At 60.1% G+C, this 24,154-nt stretch carries 14 protein-coding genes; 6 read left to right on the forward strand and 8 right to left on the reverse strand.

Going from position 1 to position 24,154, the window contains the following annotated elements; translation table 11 throughout:
• Positions 1 to 357 precede the first annotated feature (357 nt).
• From LGH74_RS17080 to LGH74_RS17105, 6 genes are all read left to right on the forward strand, one after another.
• Positions 358 to 984 carry a (2Fe-2S)-binding protein gene (locus LGH74_RS17080; protein ID WP_431357454.1) on the forward strand — a complete coding sequence of 209 codons (627 nt, stop codon included), beginning with the start codon at positions 358 to 360 and terminating at the stop codon, positions 982 to 984.
• Positions 981 to 1,961, forward strand: coding sequence for an FAD binding domain-containing protein (locus LGH74_RS17085; protein WP_226177516.1), 981 nt, complete (start codon positions 981 to 983; stop codon positions 1,959 to 1,961). Before LGH74_RS17080 ends, LGH74_RS17085 begins: the two co-directional genes overlap by 4 nt.
• Before the next feature lie 11 nt (positions 1,962 to 1,972).
• A complete protein-coding gene (locus LGH74_RS17090; protein WP_226177518.1) occupies positions 1,973 to 4,207 on the forward strand; it encodes a xanthine dehydrogenase family protein molybdopterin-binding subunit in 2,235 nt (744 codons plus the stop codon).
• A 129-nt stretch (positions 4,208 to 4,336) separates the two neighbouring features.
• Positions 4,337 to 4,861, forward strand: coding sequence for a thioesterase family protein (locus tag LGH74_RS17095; protein ID WP_226177519.1), 525 nt, complete (start codon positions 4,337 to 4,339; stop codon positions 4,859 to 4,861).
• A gap of 78 nt (positions 4,862 to 4,939) precedes the next feature.
• On the forward strand, positions 4,940 to 6,007 hold the full coding sequence (locus LGH74_RS17100) for a hypothetical protein (protein ID WP_226177520.1): 1,068 nt from the start codon (positions 4,940 to 4,942) through the stop codon (positions 6,005 to 6,007).
• Positions 6,008 to 6,166: 159 nt separating this feature from the next.
• Positions 6,167 to 6,796 (forward strand): DUF1349 domain-containing protein, encoded by a 630-nt coding sequence (locus LGH74_RS17105; protein WP_226177521.1) that lies wholly within the window; start codon positions 6,167 to 6,169, stop codon positions 6,794 to 6,796.
• Between the two features lie 131 nt (positions 6,797 to 6,927).
• Here LGH74_RS17105 and LGH74_RS17110 read toward each other — a convergent pair whose 3' ends face one another.
• The 8 genes from LGH74_RS17110 to LGH74_RS17145 form a co-directional block, all read right to left on the reverse strand.
• Entirely contained in the window at positions 6,928 to 9,594 is a 2,667-nt protein-coding gene (locus LGH74_RS17110; RefSeq protein ID WP_226177522.1) for a glycosyl hydrolase 115 family protein, read from the reverse strand.
• 179 nt (positions 9,595 to 9,773) lie between these two features.
• Entirely contained in the window at positions 9,774 to 10,865 is a 1,092-nt protein-coding gene (locus LGH74_RS17115; protein WP_226177523.1) for an endo-1,4-beta-xylanase, read from the reverse strand.
• A 160-nt stretch (positions 10,866 to 11,025) separates the two neighbouring features.
• Positions 11,026 to 12,582, reverse strand: coding sequence for an alpha-N-arabinofuranosidase (locus LGH74_RS17120; protein ID WP_226177524.1), 1,557 nt, complete (start codon positions 12,580 to 12,582; stop codon positions 11,026 to 11,028).
• Between the two features lie 94 nt (positions 12,583 to 12,676).
• Positions 12,677 to 15,520 carry a bifunctional transaldolase/phosoglucose isomerase gene (locus LGH74_RS17125; protein WP_226177525.1) on the reverse strand — a complete coding sequence of 948 codons (2,844 nt, stop codon included), beginning with the start codon at positions 15,518 to 15,520 and terminating at the stop codon, positions 12,677 to 12,679.
• 408 nt (positions 15,521 to 15,928) lie between these two features.
• A complete protein-coding gene (xylA, locus tag LGH74_RS17130; protein WP_226177527.1) occupies positions 15,929 to 17,260 on the reverse strand; it encodes a xylose isomerase in 1,332 nt (443 codons plus the stop codon).
• Positions 17,238 to 18,761 (reverse strand): xylulokinase, encoded by a 1,524-nt coding sequence (locus LGH74_RS17135; RefSeq protein ID WP_226177528.1) that lies wholly within the window; start codon positions 18,759 to 18,761, stop codon positions 17,238 to 17,240. Before LGH74_RS17135 ends, xylA begins: the two co-directional genes overlap by 23 nt.
• Before the next feature lie 417 nt (positions 18,762 to 19,178).
• Entirely contained in the window at positions 19,179 to 21,860 is a 2,682-nt protein-coding gene (locus tag LGH74_RS17140) for a glycoside hydrolase family 3 C-terminal domain-containing protein (RefSeq protein WP_226177529.1), read from the reverse strand.
• A 44-nt stretch (positions 21,861 to 21,904) separates the two neighbouring features.
• Complete coding sequence (locus tag LGH74_RS17145; RefSeq protein WP_226177530.1) at positions 21,905 to 23,845, reverse strand: sialate O-acetylesterase; 1,941 nt, start codon at positions 23,843 to 23,845, stop codon at positions 21,905 to 21,907.
• Positions 23,846 to 24,154: the final 309 nt, after the last annotated feature.

Here is a 24,154-nt window from a genome sequence, read left to right on the forward strand (position 1 = left end):
AGTAGTAATTGATTTTACTGTGGCAGTAGAAGTGCTTCGACAAGCTCAGCATGACGTGCTTTTTTATGGCAATTTTCGTTCGTCACAAAAATTTCGAAAAGTGACAATCTTGTGACACATCCTGTCACAAAAGCTTTTGTCACAAAACAATTTGTGACAGGGCAAAAGTGTGACACTTTCTGCCACACAATTTCCTGACAAACTTGTTGTGTAGCACACCCCGGTGCAGCCAGTGGCGGCCGGGGTGTTTCTTTTCTGCCAATAACGGTCCTGGCCGTACTCAATTGCGTAGAAGGCTGTGGCCTATGCTGCCTGGCAGCCTGTTTTTAAACTTCCAACCGCTCCTTTCCAATGGCTATGAATCCTGAACACGACGCGCCGGCCGGCCACGACGAGGCCCGGCGCACCTTCCTCAAGCAGTCGTCGCTGCTCACGGCCCTGGCCTTTGTGCCCGCCCCGGTGGTAGATGCCGCCGCCGCCAACCTCGACGAGAAAGTAGCCGGTGCCATCGAGAAAGTGCCGCTGAAGCTGGAAGTGAATGGCAAAAAATACAAGCTCGCCGTGGAGCCGCGCACCACCCTGCTCGATTTGCTACGCGAGGAATTGAACCTAACCGGCACCAAGAAAGGCTGTGATTACGGCCAGTGCGGGGCCTGCACCGTGCACGTAGACGGGCAGCGGGTAAACAGCTGCCTGAGCTTTGCCGTGATGCACGACGGCCGCAAAGTCACGACTATCGAGGGCCTGGCCGACGGCGACAAGCTGCACCCCATGCAGGAAGCCTTCGTGAAGCACGACGGGTTTCAGTGCGGCTATTGCACTCCGGGACAGATTATGAGCGCCGTGGCCTGCGTGCGCGAGGGCCACGCCGGTTCCGACGCGGAAATCCGGGAGTACATGAGCGGGAATATCTGCCGGTGCGGGGCGTACTCGAATATTGTAGCGGCCATTCAGGAAGTGAAAAACGGAGGACAGAAGGTATGAACCAGTTCCAATACGTGCGGCCCAGCAAGGCGCAGGCCGCCATTGAGGCCGTTGCCAAGGATGCCAACGCCACCTTTATTGCGGGCGGCACCAACCTCGTGGACCTGATGAAGCGCGGTATTGCCACGCCCCAGAAGTTGGTTGACATCAACCGCCTGCCCCTGACTAAGATTGAGCGGGAGAACAACGGTCTGCGCATCGGCGCATTAGCATTGAACTCGGCCGTGGCCGACGACAAGCAGGTGCGCGAAAAGCAGCCGCTGCTGGCTTTGGCGCTGAATGCCGGAGCTTCAGCCCAGCTGCGCAACATGGCTACCGTGGGCGGCAACATGCTGCAGCGCACCCGCTGCGCCTATTTCTACGACCTCACCATGCCCTGCAACAAGCGGGAGCCGGGTACCGGCTGCGGCGCGCTGGAAGGCATCAACCGGATGCACGCCATCTTCGGCTTTTCCGATAAGTGCATTGCCGTGCACCCCTCCGACATGAGCGTGGCCCTGGTGGCCCTCGATGCCACGGTGCTCGTGACGGGTCCCAAAGGCGAGCGGCGCATTCCCTTCGCCGACTTCCACCGTCTGCCCGGCGACACGCCCGAAAAGGATACCAATCTGGAGCGTGGTGAGCTGATAACGGCCGTGGACGTGCCCGACGGGCCTTTTACCAAGCACGTGCATTACCAGAAGGTGCGCGAGCGAGCCAGCTACGCCTTTGCGCTGCTGTCGGTGGCTGCCGCGCTGGATATCGAGAACAACACCATCAAGGCGGCGCGGCTGGCCATGGGCGGCGTGGCCCATAAGCCCTGGCGGCTGACGGCGGCCGAGCAAAGCCTGGTAGGAAAGCCCGCTACCGAGGAAACCTTCCGGCAGGCGGCGGCCGTGGCCATGCAGGGTGCCAAGGCATTCAAGCACAATGCCTACAAGCTCAAGCTGGCTCCCAACACCATTATTCAGGCCCTGAAAACGGCGGCAGCTGCTTAATTCCGATTCCTATGAAAGCACAAGACAAGCAGATCGGGGCCCCCATGAACCGCGTGGACGGCCACCTGAAGGTAACCGGCGCGGCTAAGTATTCGGCCGAGTACGAGCTGCCCAACATAGCCTACGCCGTGCTGGTGGGCAGCACCATTGCCCGGGGCCGCATCACGAGCATCGACGCCAAGGCCGCCGAGAAGGCACCGGGCGTGCTGGCCGTCATCAGCCACTTCAATTCGCCCAAGGTGCCCGGCTTCGACACGGCCGGCAAAGACCCCAGCCAGCCGGCCACGGCGGGTGGGCCCATCAAGATTTTCAAGGACGATAAAATCCGCTTCAACGACCAGCCGATTGCGGTGGTCGTGGCCGACTCGTGGGAGCGGGCCCGGTTTGCGGCCCGGCTTGTAAAGGCTCAGTACGCCCCGGAAAAGCACAAAACCAATCTCGAAGCCAGTGCTTCGGAAGCCTTTTTGCCCACGGCGGCCAAGAAGAACCCGAAGCACCCGATGAACGACTACCAGCGGGGCCAGGCCGATGCCTACAAAACGGGCGCCATCAAGCTGGAAAGTGAGTATGTGATTCCCACGGAAGTGCATCATCCGATGGAATTACAGGCCATTACGGCCCACTGGGAAGCCCCCGACCGGCTCACGATTTACGACAAGACCCAGGGCACGATGGCCACCCGGCGCGACTTCGCCCGGGAGTGGAATCTGCCCGAAGAAAACGTGAAAGTCATTGCCACCTTCGTGGGCGGCGCGTTTGGCAACGCCCTGCACAGCTGGCCCCACGAGTCGGCGGCCATCATTGCGGCCAAAGTGGTAAACCGGCCCGTGAAGCTGATGCTGACCCGGGAGCAGATGTTTACGATGGTGGGCTACCGACCCTACACCTGGCAAAAGCTGGGCATGAGCGCCACCCCCGACGGCAAAATAACGGCCATTACCCACGAAAGCATCGGGCAGACGTCCACCTACGAGGAGTTCACCGAATCGACGCTAGCCCAGACGCGCATGATGTACCAGTCGCCGAATGTGACGACGCGCTACCGCCTGGCCGCCCTCGACATCGGCTCCCCCATCTGGATGCGTGGGCCCGGCGAAGCTACCGGCGCGTTTGCCCTGGAATCGGCCATGGACGAAATGGCATTTATGCTGAACCTCGACCCGCTGGAGTTCCGGCTGCGCAACTACACCGATAAAGACCCCGAAAACGGCAAGCCCTGGAGCACCAAGTTCCTCAAGGAATGCTACCAGCTGGGCGCTGAGCGCGTGGGCTGGAACAAGCGGCAGCTCAAGCCCGGCAGCCTGCGCGACGGAGAGTGGCTGATTGGTTACGGCATGGGCGTGGGCACTTTCGGGGCGCACCGGGGCGCGGCTACCGTGGGTGCCCAGCTGCTGCCCGATGGCACCGTGCTGTTGCAGTGCGCTACCACCGATATCGGCCCTGGCACTGGCACGGCCATGACCCAGATTGCGGCCGACGCGCTGGGCATTGACCCGAAAAGAATCCGCTTTGAGCTGGGCAACTCCTCGTTTCCGAAGGCAGGCACCCAGGGCGGCTCCTCCACCGTGAACAGCGTGGGCCCGGCTACGCAGGAAGCCTGTCTGGCTTTGAAAGATAAGTTACGCACCCTGGCCGGCGCCGGCAACGCGGCCTTTGCCTCGGCCAAAAAAGAAGACGTGACGCTGGCCGATGGCTACCTCACGCTGAGCAGCAACGCGGCGGCCAAAGTTTCCTATGCCGACCTGATAAAGCAGGGCGGCGACAAAGCCGTGACCGTGGAAGCCAAGCCTGGCGGGGAAGGCCAGAAGTACTCGATGTACTCGTTTTCGGTGCATTTTGCCGAGGTGCGGGTACATGAGTTGACCGGCGAGGTGCGGGTGAGCAAGCTGGTTTCCTGTGCCGACGCGGGTACGATCATCAACGAGAAAACTGCCGGCAACCAGATGAAAGGCGGCGCGGTGGGCGGCATCGGTATGGCCCTGATGGAAGCGGCCCACATCGACGACCGGTTCGGGCGCTACGTCACCAAGGACTTTGCTGACTACCACGTACCCGTGCATGCCGACTCGCCCGACGTGCAGGTGGCTTTCGTGAACCAGCCCGACCCACACGTAAACGCGCTGGGCACGAAAGGCATTGGCGAAATTGCCACCATCGGCGTGGCCCCGGCCATTGCCAACGCCGTGTTCAACGCCACCGGCAAGCGGGTGCGGGAATTGCCGATTACGCCCGATAAGCTGATCTGAGGCGCGTTTTTTTCATTAGAACGTCATTCCGATACAAATGACGTTTTGCCGACGTCGTTCTAACTACCAGTAAAACCCGCTACGCCCCGACCGTTTCGCAAACTGGTCGGGGCGTATTTTTACCCGATTATGAAGCTTTATTTTCGCCTGCTCTGGCTGCTGCTCACGGCCCGTTTTCAGCCCAAGGTGGCGGTACTGGGCCCGTGCCGCACCCGCTTCCGGGTATGGCCCACCGACCTCGACGTGCTGCGCCACATGAACAACGGGCAGTACCTGATTCTGTGCGACCTGGCCCGGATGGATATTTTAATTCGCTCGGGGCTGCTGGCCAAAATCAAGGACTTTGCCCCAATGGCCGTGGTAGCGGCCGAAACCATTCAGTTCAGCCGCTCACTGGAGCCATTTCAGAGCTTCGAAATCGAAACCCAGGCGCTGGGCTGGGACCATCGGCTGCTGTATCTGCAGCAGCGGTTTGTACGCGGTGAAGAGGTAATTGCCACGGCCGTGGTGAGTCTGCGCTTCGTGAAGCGCAAGGGCGGCACCGCCGACCCGGTAGAAGTGCTGCGCCACGCTGGTGAACCAACTGAGTCGCCGGAGCTGCCGGAATGGGTGCAGGCCTGGAGCCGGAACATGCGCGACCTACGAGCGGCTTGAGCGCGAAAACTCTGCCGTAGGAGGTGCGTATGGTTTTAGGGCCGGCACTTGTTGCCGGCCCCTAAAACCCACTGCATCATGGCTACTGAACAGGATACTACCGCCAATACCGACGATAAAAAGCACCAGGCCAACCCGAGCACGTCGAGCCAGTCTCTGGCCGACTCGGAAATGAGCGTGGGCCAGGGCGCTTTGAACGCCCAGCCCGGCGACGAGCAGGAAAACAAAGAAGCCGACCGGCAAGCCGTACGCCGCAATCCAACTCCGGCGGATGAAACCCCGAAAGCGGATTGGGGCGGCAACTTCGGCAACAGCGTGCAGAACATTTACCACGACGCGGACCGGCTCGAAAACCAACTGGCCAGCCCCGGCCGCGGCGAGTTTGGCCCTCAGGGCACGGGCGGCACCCACGGCGGCCACGGCAACCAATACCGGGCCGACGACGTGTACGGCGCGCAGCTGGGCACCCAGCCGGTGAGCTCCGGCGGCTACATCGGTGGCCGCTCCGAAAACAACACCGGTACTGACGAGTACAACCCGCAGGGCAGCAGCTTCGGGCACGAGCCCGCCACGCCCCTGGCCGGCACTACCGTAGACCCGCAGTACCGCAACGACAATGCCTCGCCCAAAGCCCCGGATTCGGGTTTCAGCGACGACTACGGTCATTCTTCCCTAGTGGGCAGCAACGCCAGCACCTCCGCCGCCCCCGGCCCGGAGCGTAATCAAAGCCCCGGCTACGACTACATTCCCTCGCAAGGCAATGCGCGCGACGAGCAGCTAGGCACCACCTACAATCCGCAGCCCACGGTGCACGGCCGCACCGGCGAGCTAAACGGCCTGAACGAGCCCGGCCCTAATCAGGAACCCGCTACGGCCAATGGCTCCGATTTCCGGACCGGTTATACTCGTACTGAGGGCGAAGCCAGCTACCAGGGTAATAGCGGTGAGGGAATCGGCTCGAAAGGCGGCTCCTACAACGACCCCAACACGCCCATGAACCCAACCGCCGGGGCCAACTCCCCAACTAAGGACGACTATAGCCGTGACGCGCAGAACAACGCGCCCGTACCACCACACGAAGACGGTGCCGACTACAGCGCACCCCGCCGCAACGCCGGCCGCGACAACGACGCGGACCGCAGTTAGAACTCTAGCATTTACTTGTACTTGACCGGCCAAAGATGAACCCTGAGCGGCTCGTTTTTGGCCGGTCTGCTTTCGGGCAACCTGCCCAACGGTTCGATGTGGCTCTGGTCAGCAAAGGTGCCTTTGCTGCAATTACGACTTGGTACTTCCTGGTTTTAGATGAAAAAGCTACTTCTCTCCACTGCCCTCACTTTGGGTATTCTTACGGCCTCAGCCCAAACTTTTACAACGATGCACTGGCAAAACGCTCCGAAGCAGTCCACTGTTACAGCCAGCAAAGTGCGGGTGCAAGTGGACGGCGGCACCGACTTCTGGCGCGTGACGCACTACGGCTTCATCCGCGACAATGGCCACTTTTACTATCAGGAACGGGAAGGCGACTTCGTGGCGAAAGTCAAAGTGGTAGGCCAGTACCAGGAGCTCTATGACCAAGCGGGTTTGATGATTCGGCTGGATGAGAAGAACTGGATTAAGACCGGTATCGAGTACGTGAAGGGCGTGCAAAACGTCAGTGCTGTGGTGACGCGGGAGGTGTCGGATTGGTCGGTAGTACCCCGCCAGGACAGCCCCAAGGCCGTGTGGCTCACGCTGCTTCGCAAGGGCGACTACGTGGAAATTCAGTATTCATTTGACAATAAGGATTTCAAGATGCTGCGCCTGGCCTACTTTCCACCCACCCCCGGTAAAAAGGTTCAGATTGGCTTGATGTGCGCTGCTCCCGACGGCAAGGGTTTTCCAGTGGAATTCGAGGAGTTTACTATCAGCCCCGTGCCGGCCGGCACGAAGTAAAAGCACAAAAAAGGCGCCCGATGCGGCGCCTTTTTTGTGCTCGTGAGCTACTGTTTCCCCAAAGGCATAAGTAGCTTATCAAAAGCCGGCATTCTGAGCCTGAGCGAAGGATGACGGCTGCAAAGGCTGTACTAGCGTTGTCCCACGCTGCCTTTGGACTCAGCGGCTTTGGGCGCTGCCGTGCCCGAGGCGCTTTCCGGGGGCCCCAGGTAGCTGGGCTGCACGCCGCCCAGGTCTACCACCAGCTTTTCGAGCACAACGCCAGGGTCTACGCGCCAGAACTTGAGGACGTGGGCGCCGGGCTTGGCTAAAGTATGCTTGGAGGTTTTGACGAGGATATTCTCAGCTACTGCTTTTTCCCAGGGCCGGTTGCCATTGTCCGCCACCAGCCCGGTGTGAAGGTTGATAATTTGCGGGGCTTCATCATCGAACGATACGGCGTAGCGCAGGCCCTGCCCGCCAAGGAAATTCAGGGTCGGAGCCAGGTACGCCTGTACCGTTACGGAGCCGCTGCCCATAAGCTGCACCTGGTACTCCAGATGTGCCGAGCTACTGGCCGGGTTCTGACTGGGGGCAGTGGTGGGAAAAGTGGTGACGCCCGAGAGCGTGCGGCCCAGGTCGGGAATGGTGTGCCACTTCACAGCGCCGCCATCCACGGCTTTGGTGTAGTGCTCTGCTTCGATAGAAACGTAACCATCGGCTTCGATAAAGCCCGGTCCCTTGGCTACTGACTGCGGCTTTTTGGCGGGCGTCGGCGGGCTTGGTTCCGTAGCAGTGGTGGGCTGAGTCAGAGTCTGTACGGCAGGCATGGCATTCTGCTCGGGCTGCTGCCAGTAGGTGTAGCCAATGTGGGTCTGGTCCATCATGTGGTTCCACTTACCACTGGCCAGGGCGTGGTAGCGCCGGGTTATTTCGGCGTCTTTGGCGTAGAGTTCCTTGGCTTTTTCGGCCAGGGCGTTGGCAGTAGCCTGACCGTTTTTGGCGGCTTCGCGGTTCTGGGCCACCGTGTAGTACAGCTCGTTCAAATTGGCGCAGGCCTGCACTGGGTGCAGCACCAGCTGGTAGTAGGCGTCGCGGTATTCGGCGGGCAGCTGCTGGTTGATGGCCTCGGCCCGGGTCAGAAGCTGATTATAGTCGGCTACCACGGTGGCCCACTCCTGGTAATTGGTCAGGCTATAAGTGTTGGCATCGAGCAACTCGGGCTTGCGGCGGGCGTTGTACTTGGCGTATTTGGCCAGAATATCGGCAATGCCGGCCGCGTGTTTGGGGCCAAACTGCCGGGCGGCCCAGTTGCGCGAGTAGTCGTCCACTTGCTCGGCCCCGATTCGGTCGGGGTTCCAGGCGTAGTCCAGAAAGAAGCTGATGGGGAATTCCATGGGCTTCAAATCCCCCACGTTCACAATCCAGATCTGGTTGGCGCCGTACTCGTGGGCCAGATGCATTTGTTCCCAGATACGCGGCAGCGGGTTCGTATTGAGCCACTTGTAGTTGCGCGGACCGCCCACGTAGTCGAAGTGGTAATAGATGCCGTAACCACCGGCACGGGGCTTCTCCCCCACTTTGGGCAGCTTGCGGATGTTGCCCCAGTTGTCGTCGCAGAGCAGCAGCGTCACATCGTCGGGCACGCGCATACCTTTGTCGTAGTAGTCCTGCACTTCCTTGTAGAGGGCCCAAAGCTGGGGCGTCTGCTCGGCGGGCTTGCCGGTTTCCTCGGCAATGATTTTGCGCTGGTCGGCCACTATTTTTTCGAGGAGGGTAATGTTGCTGCCCTCACTCATGGGCTCGTCGCCGTCGCCGCGCATGGCCAGCGTCACGATGCTTTCCTTGGTGCCCATGTTCTTGATACCCTGCCGCCAGAAGTCCTGGAGGGTCTTTTCGTTGGTCTGGTAGTTCCAGGGGCCGGAGCCAAAGCGCTTCCACTCCTGCTGCGACCGAACCATGGGCTCGTGGTGCGAGGTGCCCATCACGATGCCGTATTCATCGGCCAGCACCGGGCTCTGCTTGTCGTCGTCGTTAAAGGCGTTGCCCCACATAGCGGGCCAGAGGTAATTGCCCTTGAGCCGCAAAATCAGCTCAAACACGTGCACGTACATCTTCGAGTTGATACCACCGAACTTCTCCTTGGCCCAACCCGTCAGCGCCGGCGCTTCGTCGTTGAGGAAAATACCCCGGTACTTCACCTGGGGCGTGCCCTGCGAATGGCGGCCGGACGCTACGTAGAGCGCCTTTTGCGGCTTGGTGGGCACATCGGCCCACCAGTACCACGGCGACACCCCGATCTGCTGCGACAGGTCGTAAATGCCGTAAATGGTGCCGCGCTTGTCGCTGCCGGCAATAACTAGGGCCCGCTCCACGCCCGGCAGCGGCTTTTCCACCACCTGCAGCACGAAGGTTTCCCACTTGCCCGCCACCTGCGCCACGTCGAGCTTTCCGGCCTTCACCAGCCCATCAATCAGCGGACTTTTACCAATTGTGCCAATCAGTACGACCTCCTTGCCTGTGGGCGCTTTGTCGGTCGTGAATGTCGGCGTCAGCTTGGTCACGCGGTTGATGTCGGCCTGCAAATCCCGGGCGGCCCGCAGCACGCCCGGCCAGTCCGAGTTACTGGCGTATAGCGCCGCCGTTTTGCCGGCGGCGGCCAGCGGAAAGCCGTTCTTGCCTTTATCAGCCGAGACGTAGGTAGGCGTGAACTGGCCAGCTGTTTTTTGGGCCTGAGCCGTGAAGGCGGTCAGCATTGCCAGCAGCACCAGCCAGACTCGGCCAGCGGTGCGGGCAGGATGAGAAGACAAGAGTTTCATTGGAATCGGGTGGAAAAGCGGGCGGCGTATTTGACCGTCATGTCGAGCCTTCGCGAGACATCTCGCGGGCAATAGTAACTACCATACTGAGCGGAGCCGAAGCACAACAGTTAGTTTGCGAACATTGGCCCGCGAGCTTCTTCGCTCTGCTCGGAAAGACACCCTGTTTACATGGATAGCTAGAACTTCACCACTTCCCAGTAAGCCTTTTTGGGCTTCTGGTTCTGATCGAAGAGCAGCGGGTAGTTTTTGCGGCCGGCCACGGGGTACGTATCCAGCCAGGTGTACTTGTCGGAGATGTTCCAGAACGTGACGCCGGTTAGCACCTTCTTGTAGTCGCGGAACACTTTGAAGAACATTTTGTATTGCTCGGCCTGCTTCTGCTCCAGCTCGGGCGTGTAGGCATCCGACTCGCCGGGGCGCTTCTCACGCTTTTCCTTTTCCCAAGGGTAAATCGACACGTCAAGCTCGGTAATCTGCACCTTCAGGCCCAACGACGAATACTGGTCCAGAGCCTGGCGCAGCTCAGCTTCCGTGGGTTCCTGCAACGACCAGTGGCCCTGCAGGCCCACGGCATCGATGGGCACTTTAGCATCCTTGAGCTTCTTAAGTAGCTTAAAGATTCGCTCCCGCTTCTCGGGCCGCTCAGTGTTGTAGTCGTTGTAGAAAAGTACCGCTTTAGGATCGGCTTCGTGGGCGTACTCAAAGGCTTTGGCAATGAAATCCTCCCCGCAGATCTGGTACCACTCCGAGTTGCGCAGAAATTCCTGGGGGTTGTCGGAAATCGCTTCGTTCACCACGTCCCAGGCGTAGATTTTGCCCTTGTAGCGCTTCACGACAGTGAAAATATGGTCGTGCAGGCGCTTGAGCAGTACTTCCTTGCTCACCTGCTTGCCGTTGGCATCCTTGAAGAGCCACTTGGGCGTTTGCTCGTGCCAGAGCAGGTTGTGGCCCCGCACCCGCAGCTTATTATCCTGGGCAAACTGCACGATTTCGTCGGAGGCCTTCCACTCATAACGGTTTTCCTCCGGATGAATCGGGCCCATCTTCATGGCGTTTTCCGGCGTAATGCTGTTGAAGTGCTGCTTAATCAGCTCCCCTTCCGCGCCCTTCAGGCCCGCCGGCGACACAGCCACGCCTACCAGAAAGTAGTCCTTGTAATAATCTTTCAGGCCCTTTTCGGGGGCTTTCTGCTGACTGCTGAGCACGGCCAGGCCCGTGAGCAGCAGGCCGGCAGCGGTGAGTTTGCGGAAGGTGAAGGTGAGTTTCATTTGGATTGATTTTATCAAGTTCGGATGCCAGGTGAGCATAGCCCCACCCCAACCCCTCCCCGCTGGGAGAGGGGCTTACGTCACCATTACAATGACTTCTAAGGATGTTGCTGCCAAAGTAAAATAAGCCCCTCTCCCGGAGGGGAGGGGTTGGGTGGGGTTACCGCAGCTCCAGCACCACCACCGACTGCGGTGGCAGCTCCACGGCCAGATTTCCACCGCGCTTTTTAGCGCCCGAGAAGCCAGCCAGCTTCACCTTATTGGGGTTATCGAAGGTGTTGTAGTCGTTGACTTTGGCCGAAGTCAGAATGCGGCCCGACACGGTTTTCCACGTCACGCCGGGCAGCGCGGTTTCTAGCTTCTGGGCCTTTTTTGTGTCAAGGTTGACCAGGGAAATATGCACCGCGCCGCTGGCGTCTTTCGAAGCCGAAGCATTCAGGGCCGGCAGCTTGTCACCGTTCAGCGTGTACTCCGGGCTGGTAAACTGCAGGGGCAGATACTGCGCATCCTGGTGCACCTGATAGAGGTCGAAGACGTGGTAGGTGGGCGTTAGCAGCATCCGCTCCTTGTCGGTGAGCACCAGGGCCTGCAGCACGTTGACGGCCTGGGCTAGGTTGGCTCCGCGCACCCGGTCGCAGTGGTTGTTGAAGATATTGAGCGTAGTGCCGGCCACCAGCGCGTCGCGCAGGGAGTTCTGCTGGTACAGAAACCCCGGGTTAGTGCCGGGTTCCACGTCGGTCCACACGCCCCACTCATCCACGAGCAAGGCTACCTTTTTGTCCTTGTCGTACTTGTCCATAATAGCCGCGTGCTTGGTTACCACAGCTTCCATTTTCAGGCAGTTCTTCATCGTGTTGAAGTACTGGGCTTCGTCGAAGCCGGTGGCCGCGCCTTTGCTGCCGCTCCAGCTGCCGGTGGGCAACGTGTACTGGTGCAGGGTGAGGCCCCACATCTGGTCCAGCGGAATCTTCTTCATGCACGTCTCGGTCCAATTGGCGTCGTCGCCGTTGGCCCCGCTCACGATGCGCTTCAGCTTGGGGCTGCCCGGGTAGTTGTGGGCAAAGGTGGCGTAGCGCTTGTACACGTCGGTGTAGTAGTCCACGGTCATGTTGCCGCCGCAGCCCCAGCTTTCGTTGCCGATGCCCCACATAGTCACACCGTAGGGCTCGGGGTGGCCGTTCTGCTTGCGCTGCTGGGTGAGCGGCGTGTCGGCGTTGGAGTTCAGATACTCCATCCAGTTCGCCATTTCCTGCACCGTGCCGCTGCCGACGTTGGCGGCCAGGTAGGGCTCGGTGCCCAGCAGCTTGCAGAGCTCCAGAAATTCGTGAGTGCCGAAGGAGTTGTCCTCCACCGCGTCGCCCCACCAGGTATTGATGGTGCGGGGGCGTTGGGCGGTGGGGCCTACTCCGTCGCGCCAGTGGTAGGCGTCGGCGTAGCAGCCGCCGGGCCAGCGTAGGTTGGCCACTTTGATTTTGCGCAGGGCCTCCACGATATCCATCCGGATGCGGCCCTGCTTGGGCACGTTCAAGCCCGGGTCAACCCAGATACCGTCGTAGACGCAGCGGCCCAGATGCTCGGCGAAGTGCCCGTAAATGTCTTTGCTGATTCGCAGCTTCGGGTCTCCGGGCTGCACGGTCAGGCTTACCGTTTGGGCAAAAGTCAGGTTAGCGGCCAGCACGAAGCCAGCTGCCGCCACGAGGCGCTTTAAGTTTAACATCGAGAGGATTGGGGGATTTTTCGATGGGGAAAGGTCAGAAAGCGCAAAAACAACCCGGGCGGCCGGCCTCCCAACCAGCCGCCCGGGCGTATTCTTACGCGGTAGTAGCCGTCAGCGGGGCCGACTGCAACGCACTCAGCACCGTGCGCAGGCCCTGCTCGGCATTGTCGCCGAGGTGGATGCGCAGCGTGCGGCGGTTGTAGTCGTGCAGGGCCTGCAAGTCACCGGCAGCCTGGGCGTTCTTGAACGTGCCGAAGGAGTACGAACGGCCGGGCAGCGCCAGGTCCTGCGGATGGTCCACGGTGAACTGCACGAACAAACCCTTGTCGGGGCCGCCCTTGTGGTACTGGCCCGTAGAGTGCAGAAAGCGCGGCCCGTAGCCCGAAGTAGTGGCTAGGTGCAGTTGCTCCTGCACCTGAGTGCGCAGTTCAGCCAAGCCCTTGTTCAACTCTTCGGATTCCGTCAGGTAGGCCTGAATGTTGAGGAAGTCACCGGCCTTGGCCTGACCGAAGAAGTTCTGGATTACTTCGGCCGCGCTGCCGCCCGATACGGCGGAGAAGTACGACACGCCGTTTTCCGTCACTTTCGCGGCTTCCCCGGCGGGCAGGCTGCCTTTTTCCTGCACCACCTTCATCAGGCTGTCGGTAGCGGTTTTGGCGGCCTGTACGTTGGGCTGGTCGAAGGGGTTGATTTCAAGCACGGCGCTGGCCACGGCCGTAGCCACTTCCCAGCGGAAGAACTCGGCGCCGAGGTCCAGGGCATCGTGCATCCGTACGCTGATGACGGGGTGACCAGCCGCCTGCAGAGCAGCAATTTTGGCCGTATTGTCGGTGTCGGCGTCGTTTTCGTAGCCCACGTACACGAACACCCGATCCTGACCGTAGACTTCCGGCTCCCGGGCCGGCTCACCGGCCACAGGCAGAATGCCTTTGCCTTCCTTACCGGTGCTTTCGGCAATAAGCTGCTCCAGCCACAAGCCCAGATCGGCCAGGGAATCGGGCACAATCAGCGTGAGTTTGTCGCGGCCCTGCTGGGCCAGTACGCCCAGGGCTACGCCCAGTTCCAGACCCGGATTCTGCTCCACGGCGCCGTAGGCACCGTTGGCGCGCATCATGCGGATGGCGCGCTCCAGAATTTCACCGATGGGCAGGCCATACAAAGCGGCGGGCACCAATCCGAAGTACGACAAAGCCGAGAAACGGCCGCCGACTTCGGCGAAGTTCAGGAAGATGCGGCGGTAGCCCTGCTCGGTGGCGGCCGTTACGAACTTGGAACCCGGGTCGGTAATGGCTACGAAATTCTCGCCGGCCTTGTCGCCCTTAATCTGCTTCAGACGGTCGTAGAAATAGTCGCCGAAAGCCAGCGGCTCAGCCGTCGTGCCCGACTTGCTGGCCACGATAAACAGCGTTTCCGCCAGCGGCACCGATTCTTCGATCTGGCGCACGGTGCCGGGGTCCGTGGTGTCGAGCACCGACATCGGCAGGCCATTCTCACCCATCGGGAACGAGGATTTGAACACAATCGGCGCCATTGTGCTGCCGCCCATGCCCATTACCACCACGTGCTTGAAGCCCGCAGCTTTTACTTCGTTTACGAACTGCTCGATTTCGGGCACCGCGCCTACCATTGTTTCAGCCACGCGCAGCCAGCCCATAAACGAGCGGATGCTGCTTTGGCCGGCTTCGTCCTGCACCCACAAATCGGCCTGCTTATCCCAGAAACCGGTGGTGAAGCTCTTGGCGTTCAGCTCCGCAATTTTGGCATCCACAGCAGCCTGGTACTGGCCCAGTTGCATGGTGGCCGGCGCTACGGTGGTGTCGAGCGAAGTCAGGCGCTTCTTCTCGATGGAGTCCATCAGCTTGCCGAAGGGCTCGTTGAATTTCTTGGCTCCGTCCACTTCCAGGAAGTTGGTTTGCTCCTCCAGGGTGATACCCAGCTCGGGCAGGCGGCGCAGTACCTCGGCGGCTTTGTCGAGGCCTTCTTCGAGGCGGTTGGTAGGCTGGCCTTTGGCGCGGAAAATGTCGAGCGTTTCCACCGGCACCGTATTCACCGTTTTGGGGCCGATGAGGTTTTCCACGTACTTCAGGTCGTCGTACTTGGGGTTTTTGTTGCCAGTGCTGGCCCACAACAGGCGCTGCGTATCGGCACCCTGAGCAGCCAGGGCTTCCCAGCGCGGACCGGCGAAAATCTCCTTATAGATCTGGTAGGCCTGCTTAGCGCTGGCCAAGGCCACTTCGCCCACCATCGATTGTGCTAGTTCGCCTTTCTCACCACCTTCGGTGGCAATTTTCTCCAGCATCGGGTCAAGCAGCACGTCGATGCGTGAGAGGAAGAAGCTGGCGACGGAATCGATGTTCGTGATAGGCAGGCCGGCTTTCACTCGGTCTTCGAGGCCCGCAATAAAGGACTCAGCTACGAGGCGGTAGCGCTCCAGGCCAAAAATCAGCGTCACGTTGACGTTGATGCCCTCGGCAATGAGGCGACGAATGGCGGGCAAACCTTCGAGCGTGGCCGGCACCTTAATCATCACGTTGGGCCGGTTCACGGTTTTCCAGAACCGGATGCCTTCCTCAATCGTGCCCTCGGTATCGTTGACCAAAGCGGGCGACACTTCCAGGCTCACGTAGCCGTCGGAGGCGTTGTTGGCCTGGTCGTAGAGCGGGCGGAACAGGTCGCAGGCGTGCTGTACGTCGGCTACGGCCAGAGCGGTGTAGATTTCGTCGGTGGTTTTGCCCTGCAGGGCCAGGCTGCGGATGGCCGCGTCGTAGTCGTCGGAGCCGCCGATGGCCTTCTCGAAAATGGCTGGGTTGGAGGTTACGCCGCGCAGGGCCTCATCGGTGATACGCCGCTGCAACTCGCCGTTGATCAGGATCTTGCGACGGATAAAGTCCAGCCAGATGCTTTGGTCGAATTGACGGATGTCAACTAATGGATTCATAGGGTTTCAGTTAGAAGTCGTTCCAAAGATCAGGAAACTCCTTCTTTGCGCTCCCACTGAGCCGGTTTATTTTGCTATAAATCCCTGATTTTCTACCAGATATTTTACGGTAGCAATCCGGGAAATGGCCCAAATTGAAGGCCTCACCCTGGTTTCTAAGTGCTGAAAAGCCAACAGTGAGGCGCGCCAGCCGGCGGACAGCCAGTCCGCCAACGCAATCCGAAAAGCTCTCCCTCGATTCGGATTACGCGCTGGTGCGCCTCTTTCTGCTTCCTCTTCTCTCACACATGCTGACGGTCAGGCTTGCGCCGGGCCATCAGTAAAATGGATTGAGGCGAAAAGTCCGGTCGGCCGGCAGGCGTTGCAGCACCTGCACGGCCGGCTTTCCTCACTCACCTTTTTTTGCTGTTAGATGTACTGGTTGATGATGCTTTCGAGCCACTCCTGCTTGCCGCTTTTCGGCATTGGCTCACCCGATTCGTGGGCTATTTTGCGCAGGTCTTCCAGCGTCAGCTGGCCTTTCTCGAAGGCGGCGCCGGCACCCGAATCAAACGAGGCGTAGCGCTCCTGCCGGAACTTGCGGTAAGCCGACTTTTCCAGGATGGCATCGGCCGTCACCAGAGCCCGGGCAAAGGTGTCCATGCCGGCAATGTGAGCAATGAAGATGTCCTCCAGATCGGTCGAGTTGCGGCGGGTTTTGGCGTCGAAATTGATGCCGCCATGCTTGAAGCCCCCGGCTTCGAGGATGATGAGCATCGACTCGGTCAGCTCGTTGAGGTTGTTGGGAAACTGGTCGGTGTCCCAGCCGTTCTGGTAGTCGCCGCGGTTGGCGTCCATTGAGCCCAGCATATTGGCGTCAGCCGCTACCTGTAATTCGTGCTCGAAAGTGTGGCCGGCCAGCGTGGCGTGGTTTACTTCCAGATTGAGCATGAAGTCGTTTTCCAGGCCGTGCTGCTTTAAAAAGCCGATGACGGTGGCCGCGTCGAAGTCATACTGGTGCTTGGTGGGCTCGGCGGGCTTGGGCTCAATGAAGAACTTGCCGGTGAAGCCCTGCTGGCGGGCGTAGTCGCGGGCCATGGTCAGGAAGCGGCCCATGTGCTCCTGCTCGCGCTTCATGTTGGTATTGAGCAGCGTCATGTAGCCTTCGCGGCCACCCCAGAACACGTAGTTCTCACCGTTCAGGGCAATGGTAGCGTCAATGGCGTTTTTTACCTGGGTGGCGGCGTGGGCTACCACCTGGAAGTCGGGATTGGTGCTGGCCCCGTTCATGTAGCGCGGGTTCGAAAACACGTTGGCCGTGCCCCAGAGCAGCTTTACGCCGGTAGCGGCCTGGTGTTTCTTGGCGTAGTCGACAATGGTCGCCAGGTTGCGCTCGTACTCGGCCAGCGAGTTGCCTTCGTCCACGAGGTCAATGTCGTGGAAGCAGTAGTAGGGCGTGCCGAGCTTGGTGAAGAACTCGAAGGCGGCGTCCATCTTGTCTTTGGCGCGGCCGATAATTTCGTGGTGCGAGTCCCAGGCGAACTGCTTGGTGCCGGGGCCGAACGGGTCACCGCCGGTGCCGGTGAAGGTGTGCCAGTAGGAAACCGCGAAGCGCAGGTGTTCCTTCATGGTTTTGCCGGCTACTACGCGGTTTTCGTCGTACCACTTAAAGGCCAACGGGTTGTCCGACTCGCGTCCTTCGAAGCGGATGGTGTCGATGCCGGTGAAATACTCGGTTTTAGAAAGCGTGTTGGATGACATGCCGAGGGGTGGTTGGTAAGGGTACGATTTGGGTTAAAATGCCTTGCCAGCGGGCATAGGCAGTCTGATATTGCTCCTGCAGCCGGGCCGTGGGTTCCAGCGTCAGAATCCGCTCCAGGCCGGTGAAAGCCTCATTGGTACTGGCATACACGCCGGCCCCGACACCCGCGCCGCGGGCCGCGCCCTGGGCCGCGTCGGTGTTCAGCAGCTCCAGTTCCACGCCGGCGCTATTCACGAAGGCTTCGCGAAAAATTGGGCTCAGAAACATGTTGGCATTGCCGGCCCGCACCTTGCGCACCTGCACCCCGGATTCGCGCATAATGTCCACGCCGTAGTTCAGGGCGAAGACGATGCCTTCCTGGGCAGCACGGGCCACGTGCACCCGGCCGTGCTGGTTGAAGTTGAGGCCCCGCAATTCGGCTTCGAGTTGGCGGTTTTCCAGAATTCGCTCGGCCCCGTTGCCGAAGGGCAAAAACGTGAGTCCATCGGAGCCGACGGGTGCCTGCGCAGCCAGCTGGTTCATGTCGTCGTAGCTGATGTCGCCGAGGACTTTGCGCAGCCAGCTGTTTAGAATGCCCGTGCCGTTCATGCACATCAACACCCCGTTTTTGGGCTGCTCCGGCGTGCTGTTCACATGCACGAAGGAGTTGACCCGGGAGCGGGAATCCGAGGTCATGGTTTCGTTGATGCCGTACACTACGCCGCTGGTGCCGGCCGTGGCGGCTATTTCGCCAGCCTGCAGCACATTCAGCGAAAAGGCGTTGTTGGGCTGGTCGCCGGCCCGGTAGCTGATGGGCGTGCCGGCCGTGAGGCCCAGTTCCCGGGCGGCTTCGGGCATGAGGTGGCCCTGCACCGAGAAGGTGTCGACCACGTCGGGCAGCAGGGCAGAACTGATGCCGTAATAGTCGAGCAACTCCTGGGCAATGGCCTGCTGCTTGAAATTCCAGAACACACCCTCCGACAGGCCCGAAATGGTAGTCTGGAGCTCACCGGTAAGCTTAAAGGCAATGTAGTCGCCGGGCAGCTGGATTTTGTGAATCCGCTCGTAGATATCGGGCTCGTTTTCGCGCACCCATTTCAGCTTGGAAGCCGTGAAGTTACCGGGCGAATTCAGGAAGTTGCTCAGGCAATATTCCTGGCCCAGGTCTTGGAATGCCTGGTTGCCGTAATCCACGGCGCGGCTGTCGCACCAGATAATGGCGGGCCGTAGCACCTCGCCGTCCTTGTCGACGAGCACGAGGCCGTGCATCTGGTAGGTGATGCCGATGCCGGCAATCAGGGCCGGGTCAAAGTCGTGGTCGGCGCGCAGCTGCAGGCTGGCGTTTACTACCTCCTGCCACCACCGCTCGGGGCGCTGCTCGGCCCAGTCGGGCTGCAGGGCGGTTATTTCCATCTCCTTCTTCGGCGAAGTGACCGAAGCCACGCACCGACCGGTTTCGATGCTGAGCAGCGACGCTTTGATAGACGAGCTGCCAATGTCGTAGCCGAGGAGGTATTTCATGGGGCTTGGATACGGCTTGCGCTACCGTAAGCAGCGAAACCGGGTGGGATTGTTATGAGGAAAATGCAAGAATGAGCATCCTTGCGTGCCCGCCGGGCGGCGGGTAGTATTCAGAGCGGTAGCCGGTTTATTCACCGGATTTCTCTTCGAAGATAGTACGACTTGAGATAGGAAAGCCAATATAAAAACCTCGTTCCAAGCTCAATTTCGAATAAAAAATACCGAAACCGTTTCCGGAAACGGTTGTGATAGGTAAGTGACAAAGAATTATTTTTAGCGTAATAACTGTCGCTTATTCTCCAAATAGTGAAACGTATTGCCTGACCAAGCCTATGTTGATAGCAGGCTTTCTTACTCAGAATACTATATCAGGTGGCCACCTTCGCCAAGGCGGCCACCTGAGCTCAGCTTTACTTCCTACTCTATAGCCACGCTGCTGCCGGTGAGCTTTACGTCGGCTTGTAGCACGCTGCCGTTGGCTACGGCTTGACTCAGCGGCTGGCCGCCACCGACGAAAAGCTGCACGCGGCCGGCCTGCGTGGCGCGGTGGGCTTTGTCATCGAGCACCGACAACTGTCGGGGAGTGAGTGTGAATTCAACGGTTTTTTTCTCCCCGGGCTTCAGGCTTACGCGCCGAAAACCGGCCAGCGCGTGCAAGGCTACGCGGCCCTGGGCATCGGGATGACGCACGTAGAGCTGCACCACCTCGTCGCCGGCCCGGGTGCCGGTATTTGCGACCCGTACGTTTACCCGCACTGGTTTGCCCGTTTGGGCCGTGCTTTTCACTTTCAACTTGCTGTACTTGAAAGTCGTGTAGCTCAGGCCGTGGCCAAACGGGAAGAGCGGCGTACCCTGGAAATAGCGGTAAGTGCGGCCGGCCATGTCATAGTTATCGAAGGGCGGCAACTGGCTTTCCGACGAGTAGAACGTGACCGGCAGGCGGCCAGCGGGGTTGTAGTCGCCGAAAAGCACATCGGCCAGAGCTGTGCCGGTGGCCTGCCCGCCGTACCAGCTATTCACGATGGCCGGCACGTTGGCTGCCTCCCAGGGGCAGCCGATGGCACTGCCGGTCATCATCACAAACACCACTGGCTTGCCCGTGGCGTGCAGCACTTTCAGCAGCTCGGTCTGCACTTTGGGCAGGGCAATGCTGGTCCGGTCGCCACCGCTGAAGCCTTCCACGTTCACCTTCATTTCCTCGCCTTCAAGCCGGGGCGAAATACCGCCTACAAATACTACGGCATCGGCATCCTGCACCTGGGCCCGGATGTTGGCGGCATTCATCGGAATAACGTGGGCGCCGGTGAATTTGAGGATGGTGCGCCGGTCGGTTTGCAAGTACTCCAGCCGCAGGTCCAGCTTCTTGCCGGCTTCCACCTGCAGCGTGTGCTGATTGGTAGAAACGCCCCTACCCTTCCAGTTGTCGAGCACCAGCTTGTTGTCCACGAAGAGGCGGTACCCATCGTCGCCGGTAATCTGCAGGGCTATTTCTTCCGATTTGGTGGGCGTGTAAGTGGTGCGGTAGCGGGCCGAAACGTTTTCCGAGGGCAGACCCGGCACGAGTTCCATTTTTACGTTGGCCAGGTAACGGTCCAGGCCGGCTTCCTGCCGCGTGGCTACCGGTGGGCCTTCCAGGTTGGTGCCCCGGAAATACTCGGCCTTAAAGCCCGGCTGGCCTTCGTAGACCAAGCTTTTATTCAGGTCGAAGGGTTCGTACACAATGTTGCTGGCATAGTCGACGCCCTGCAGGTAGGTCACCTGGGCGTTGGCTCCCACTTTGGCCCGGATGCCTTCCAGGGGCGTCACATTGTTGGTCGGAAAGCCGTTGTAGTTGCCGAGCTGGGCCGTTTCGTTGTCGGCATTGGGGCCCAGCACCACTATTTTCTTCAGGTCCTTGCGCAGCGGCAGCGTGTTGTTGTCGTTTTTGAGCAGCACGATGGACTCCTGCGCCATCTTCAGGGCATGGGCCTGGTGTGGGGCGCTTTCCACCACGCTCAACGGAATCTGGGCGTATTTCACCTTCTCCACAGGGTCGAACATACCCAGTTGAAACCGGATTTTGTAGAGCCGCTTCACCGACACGTCGATCTGCTGCTCGGTTATCAGCCCGCGCTGCACCGACTCCAGCAACGATTTGTAAGTGAAACCCTTACCAGTGCCGCACTCCAGGTCAGTGCCGTGCATCACGGCGTTGGCGGCGGCGGTGGCCGCGTCGGGGTCAGTTTTGTGGTGTTGCCAGAAGTCGTTGATACCGTCGCAGTCGGAGGTGACGTAGCCCTTGAACTTCCACTTGTTGTAGAGGATTTCGTTCATCAGCTTATCACTACCGCAGCAGGGCTGGCCGGCGTAGGCGTTGTAGGCGCACATCACGCTGGCTACTTTGGCGTCTACTATCAGGTCACGGAAAGCCGGCAGATACGTGTCCCAGAGGTCAAAGTCGCTGATTACGGCATTGAATTCGTGGCGTGAGGGCTCGGGGCCGCTGTGCACGGCGAAGTGCTTGGCGCAGGCCGTAATCTTCAGGTACTTGGGGTCGTCGCCCTGAAAGCCCTTCACCAACGCCGCGCCCAGCTGCCCGGTCAGGTACGGGTCTTCGCCGTAGGTTTCCTGCCCTCGGCCCCAGCGTGGGTCGCGGAAGATGTTGATGTTGGGCGTCCAGAACGTGAGGCCCTGGTAGATGCCCCGCTCGCCGCGCCGGGCGTACTCGTGGTGCACGGCCCGGGCCTCATCGGAGGTAATGGTGGCCATCCGCAGCATAGCTTCCTCATCGAACGTGGCCGCCATGCCGATGGCCTGGGGAAACACCGTAGTTTTCATGCTGGTGCGGGCCACGCCGTGCAGCGCTTCGTTCCACCAGTTGTAAGCCGGAATACCGAGCCGGTCGATGGCCGGCGAGGCGTTCAGCATCTGCGACACTTTCTCGGGCAGCGTAAGGCGGCCCACGAGGTCCTCCACCCGCTGGTCGATGGGCAGGTCGGGGTTACGGAACAGCAGGTCGGCAGAAGTTACGGCCGTAGTGGCCGGCAGCTCATGGGGCGGGCCACTGGCGGTATTGCCCAGCAGCGCCGCCAGACCTAGCACGACAAAAAGGTTCTTCATTCGTTATAAGCGTTGATTTTTGCCGGAATATTGCACGCGGCGGGCTATTGGTCGGTGCGGAATGAGGAAGCCGGCAAGCCTTCCTTGTTGGCCAGATTAGCGCCTTCGGGGTTGTCGGCCCAAGCGTAGCGCACGGCTACCGGGGTGGGCACTTGGTCGTGCCAAACCACGACTTTGTTGCCTTCAATCCGGGCCTGGGCCCACACGAATTTCTTATCCGGGCCGGCCACGGCAAAGTAGCGCAGGGGCTTGCCATCCTTCGAAACCAGGCCGCTGCCAGTGCTACTGAAGCTGAGGGTTGCTTTATTGCCGGTTACCTGCATGCTCTGAAACAGCGGCCCTGAAGCTACTATTTTCTGGTCGCCGTAAGCCACTTTTTGGGCTGCCAAAGCCAGCCGTTTGCCCACGTCCTGCTTGTTGAGCGGATGAATATCGTTCCACTCGCCTAAGTCCAGGGTTACGGCCATGCCGGTGCGGGGCACGGCTAGCGTGCGGCGCTGGGCCTCGCGCAGGGCGGCCCAGCTGCTTTCCCCAGGCTGGTCTTTGGTGGCCATGTAGTTGGCCAGCTGCGCGTAGAGAAACGGCATTTCAGCCTGCTGCCAGTGCTTACGCCAATCCGCAATCAGGGCCGTGAGCAACTGCTGGTAGTCGCCGGGCCGGCCGGCGTTGGACTCGCCCTGAAACCAGATAACACCCTTCACGCTGTAGGGCAGCAGGGGCGCAATCATGCCATTAAACAGGCCGCCGGGCTGGTACTGGAACGTAGTGGAGCCCGGCGCCGGCGGACTGGTAGTACCGAGCTTATACTGCCAGTCGCCGCGCAAATCCAACGTCTGGGTGCCGGCCAGCAGGCGGTACTGCTTATCGAAAGTAAACCCGCCCCGGCCCCCATTACTGATAACGCGCACCACAATGACGTTGCGGCCGGGCTTGAGCAGCGTGGCCGGCAAGTCGTATTTGCGGGGCGGGTACTGGTAGCCAGTGGTGCCCGCAAATTGCCCGTTGATATACACCGAGTCGCTGTCGACGATGGTGCCCAGCTCGAGGCGGGCCGGCTGGCCCACCATGGCGGTGGGCACCTCTACTTCCTTCCGGAACCAGACTACACCGTTTACCGGCCCGAGCGGCGTCTGGTCGGCCCAGTAGCCGGGCACCTTCATGGTTTGCCAGCCGCTGGCATCGTACGTGGGCGCGTACCAGGGGGTAGCGCCCCGGGCCACGCCCTGGTCCTGCCGGCGCACGTTCGAGTACCAGGCCCGGGAAGCGGCCTGATCCTGGGCAATAGTGGTTTTGACGAATGTACTATCCTTTACTTTTTCCGCCGCCTGGGCGTAGGCCGGAAAGGCTTTCAGAGCATCGGTACTCAACCAGGCTTCGGCCGGGGAGCCACCCACGGCCGACTTTATCAGGCCGATGGGCACGTGGTATTTCTCGTATAGCTCCCGGGCAAAAAAGTAGCCCACGGCCGTAAATTTGAGCACGCTCTGGGGCGTGGCCGATTCCCAGCGGCCAGCCGGGAAATCGGCTTTCGGCCCGTTGAAAGCGTAGCGCATGTCCACGTTGAACTGCCGGATGTTGGGGTTGGTAGCCTGGGCCACAATGTCGGGGTACTTGTCGCGCACCCGAGCCATGGGCAGCTCCATATTCGACTGGCCCGAGCACACCCACACGTCTCCTACCAGCACATCCTTGAGCGTAATCCGGTTGGAGCCCACAATAGTCATTTCGTAGGGCCCGCCAGCTTTGAGGCTGGGCAAGCTGGCGCGCCACTTACCATCGGCAGCAGTGGTAGCGGTGGCGGTTTTGCCGGCCAGCGCCACGGTTATTTTCTCGCCGGGCGCGGCCCAGCCCCACACGGCCACGGGCGCGTTGCGCTGCAGAATCATCCCGTCGCTCACCAGTTTGGGGAGGCGCACCTGGGCTTCGGCCGGCTGCGCGGCAACCATCGTCAGCAGCAACGAAACCTTTAACGCATTATTTATCATGAGATTATTAAAGCCATTGAGTTGATCAGACGGGGGTATAACACCCCTCATAAATAAGCTGTGATTTCAGAGCGAAACCACAGCTTACTTCAGCTATTTCGACAACGGTTACACTTACCGCAGGTAACCAGGGGGCTGCGTTATCCTGCTATTCGCATGGTCAGTTTCTCGCTGCAGCATGGGCTGCAAAGCATGGTCAGGCTGAATGTCAATAGCCGCTCTGGAACCGCAGGTGCTGTTTCCACCAGTAGGCGACGCTGTATAAGACCAAAAGCAGATACGTACTTCTGCACTCGTTCCACCGGAAGG

The sequence above is a fragment of the Hymenobacter lucidus genome (assembly GCF_020447265.1).
Classification (GTDB): domain Bacteria; phylum Bacteroidota; class Bacteroidia; order Cytophagales; family Hymenobacteraceae; genus Hymenobacter; species Hymenobacter lucidus.

Coding starts and splice junctions, on each gene's coding strand:
- LGH74_RS17080 (WP_431357454.1), top strand. CDS start 358: ATGAATCCTGAACACGACGCGCCGGCCGGCCACGACGAGGCCCGGCGC.
- LGH74_RS17085 (WP_226177516.1), top strand. CDS start 981: ATGAACCAGTTCCAATACGTGCGGCCCAGCAAGGCGCAGGCCGCCATT.
- LGH74_RS17090 (WP_226177518.1), top strand. CDS start 1,973: ATGAAAGCACAAGACAAGCAGATCGGGGCCCCCATGAACCGCGTGGAC.
- LGH74_RS17095 (WP_226177519.1), top strand. CDS start 4,337: ATGAAGCTTTATTTTCGCCTGCTCTGGCTGCTGCTCACGGCCCGTTTT.
- LGH74_RS17100 (WP_226177520.1), top strand. CDS start 4,940: ATGGCTACTGAACAGGATACTACCGCCAATACCGACGATAAAAAGCAC.
- LGH74_RS17105 (WP_226177521.1), top strand. CDS start 6,167: ATGAAAAAGCTACTTCTCTCCACTGCCCTCACTTTGGGTATTCTTACG.
- LGH74_RS17110 (WP_226177522.1), bottom strand. CDS start 9,594: ATGAAACTCTTGTCTTCTCATCCTGCCCGCACCGCTGGCCGAGTCTGG.
- LGH74_RS17115 (WP_226177523.1), bottom strand. CDS start 10,865: ATGAAACTCACCTTCACCTTCCGCAAACTCACCGCTGCCGGCCTGCTG.
- LGH74_RS17120 (WP_226177524.1), bottom strand. CDS start 12,582: ATGTTAAACTTAAAGCGCCTCGTGGCGGCAGCTGGCTTCGTGCTGGCC.
- LGH74_RS17125 (WP_226177525.1), bottom strand. CDS start 15,520: ATGAATCCATTAGTTGACATCCGTCAATTCGACCAAAGCATCTGGCTG.
- xylA (WP_226177527.1), bottom strand. CDS start 17,260: ATGTCATCCAACACGCTTTCTAAAACCGAGTATTTCACCGGCATCGAC.
- LGH74_RS17135 (WP_226177528.1), bottom strand. CDS start 18,761: ATGAAATACCTCCTCGGCTACGACATTGGCAGCTCGTCTATCAAAGCG.
- LGH74_RS17140 (WP_226177529.1), bottom strand. CDS start 21,860: ATGAAGAACCTTTTTGTCGTGCTAGGTCTGGCGGCGCTGCTGGGCAAT.
- LGH74_RS17145 (WP_226177530.1), bottom strand. CDS start 23,845: ATGATAAATAATGCGTTAAAGGTTTCGTTGCTGCTGACGATGGTTGCC.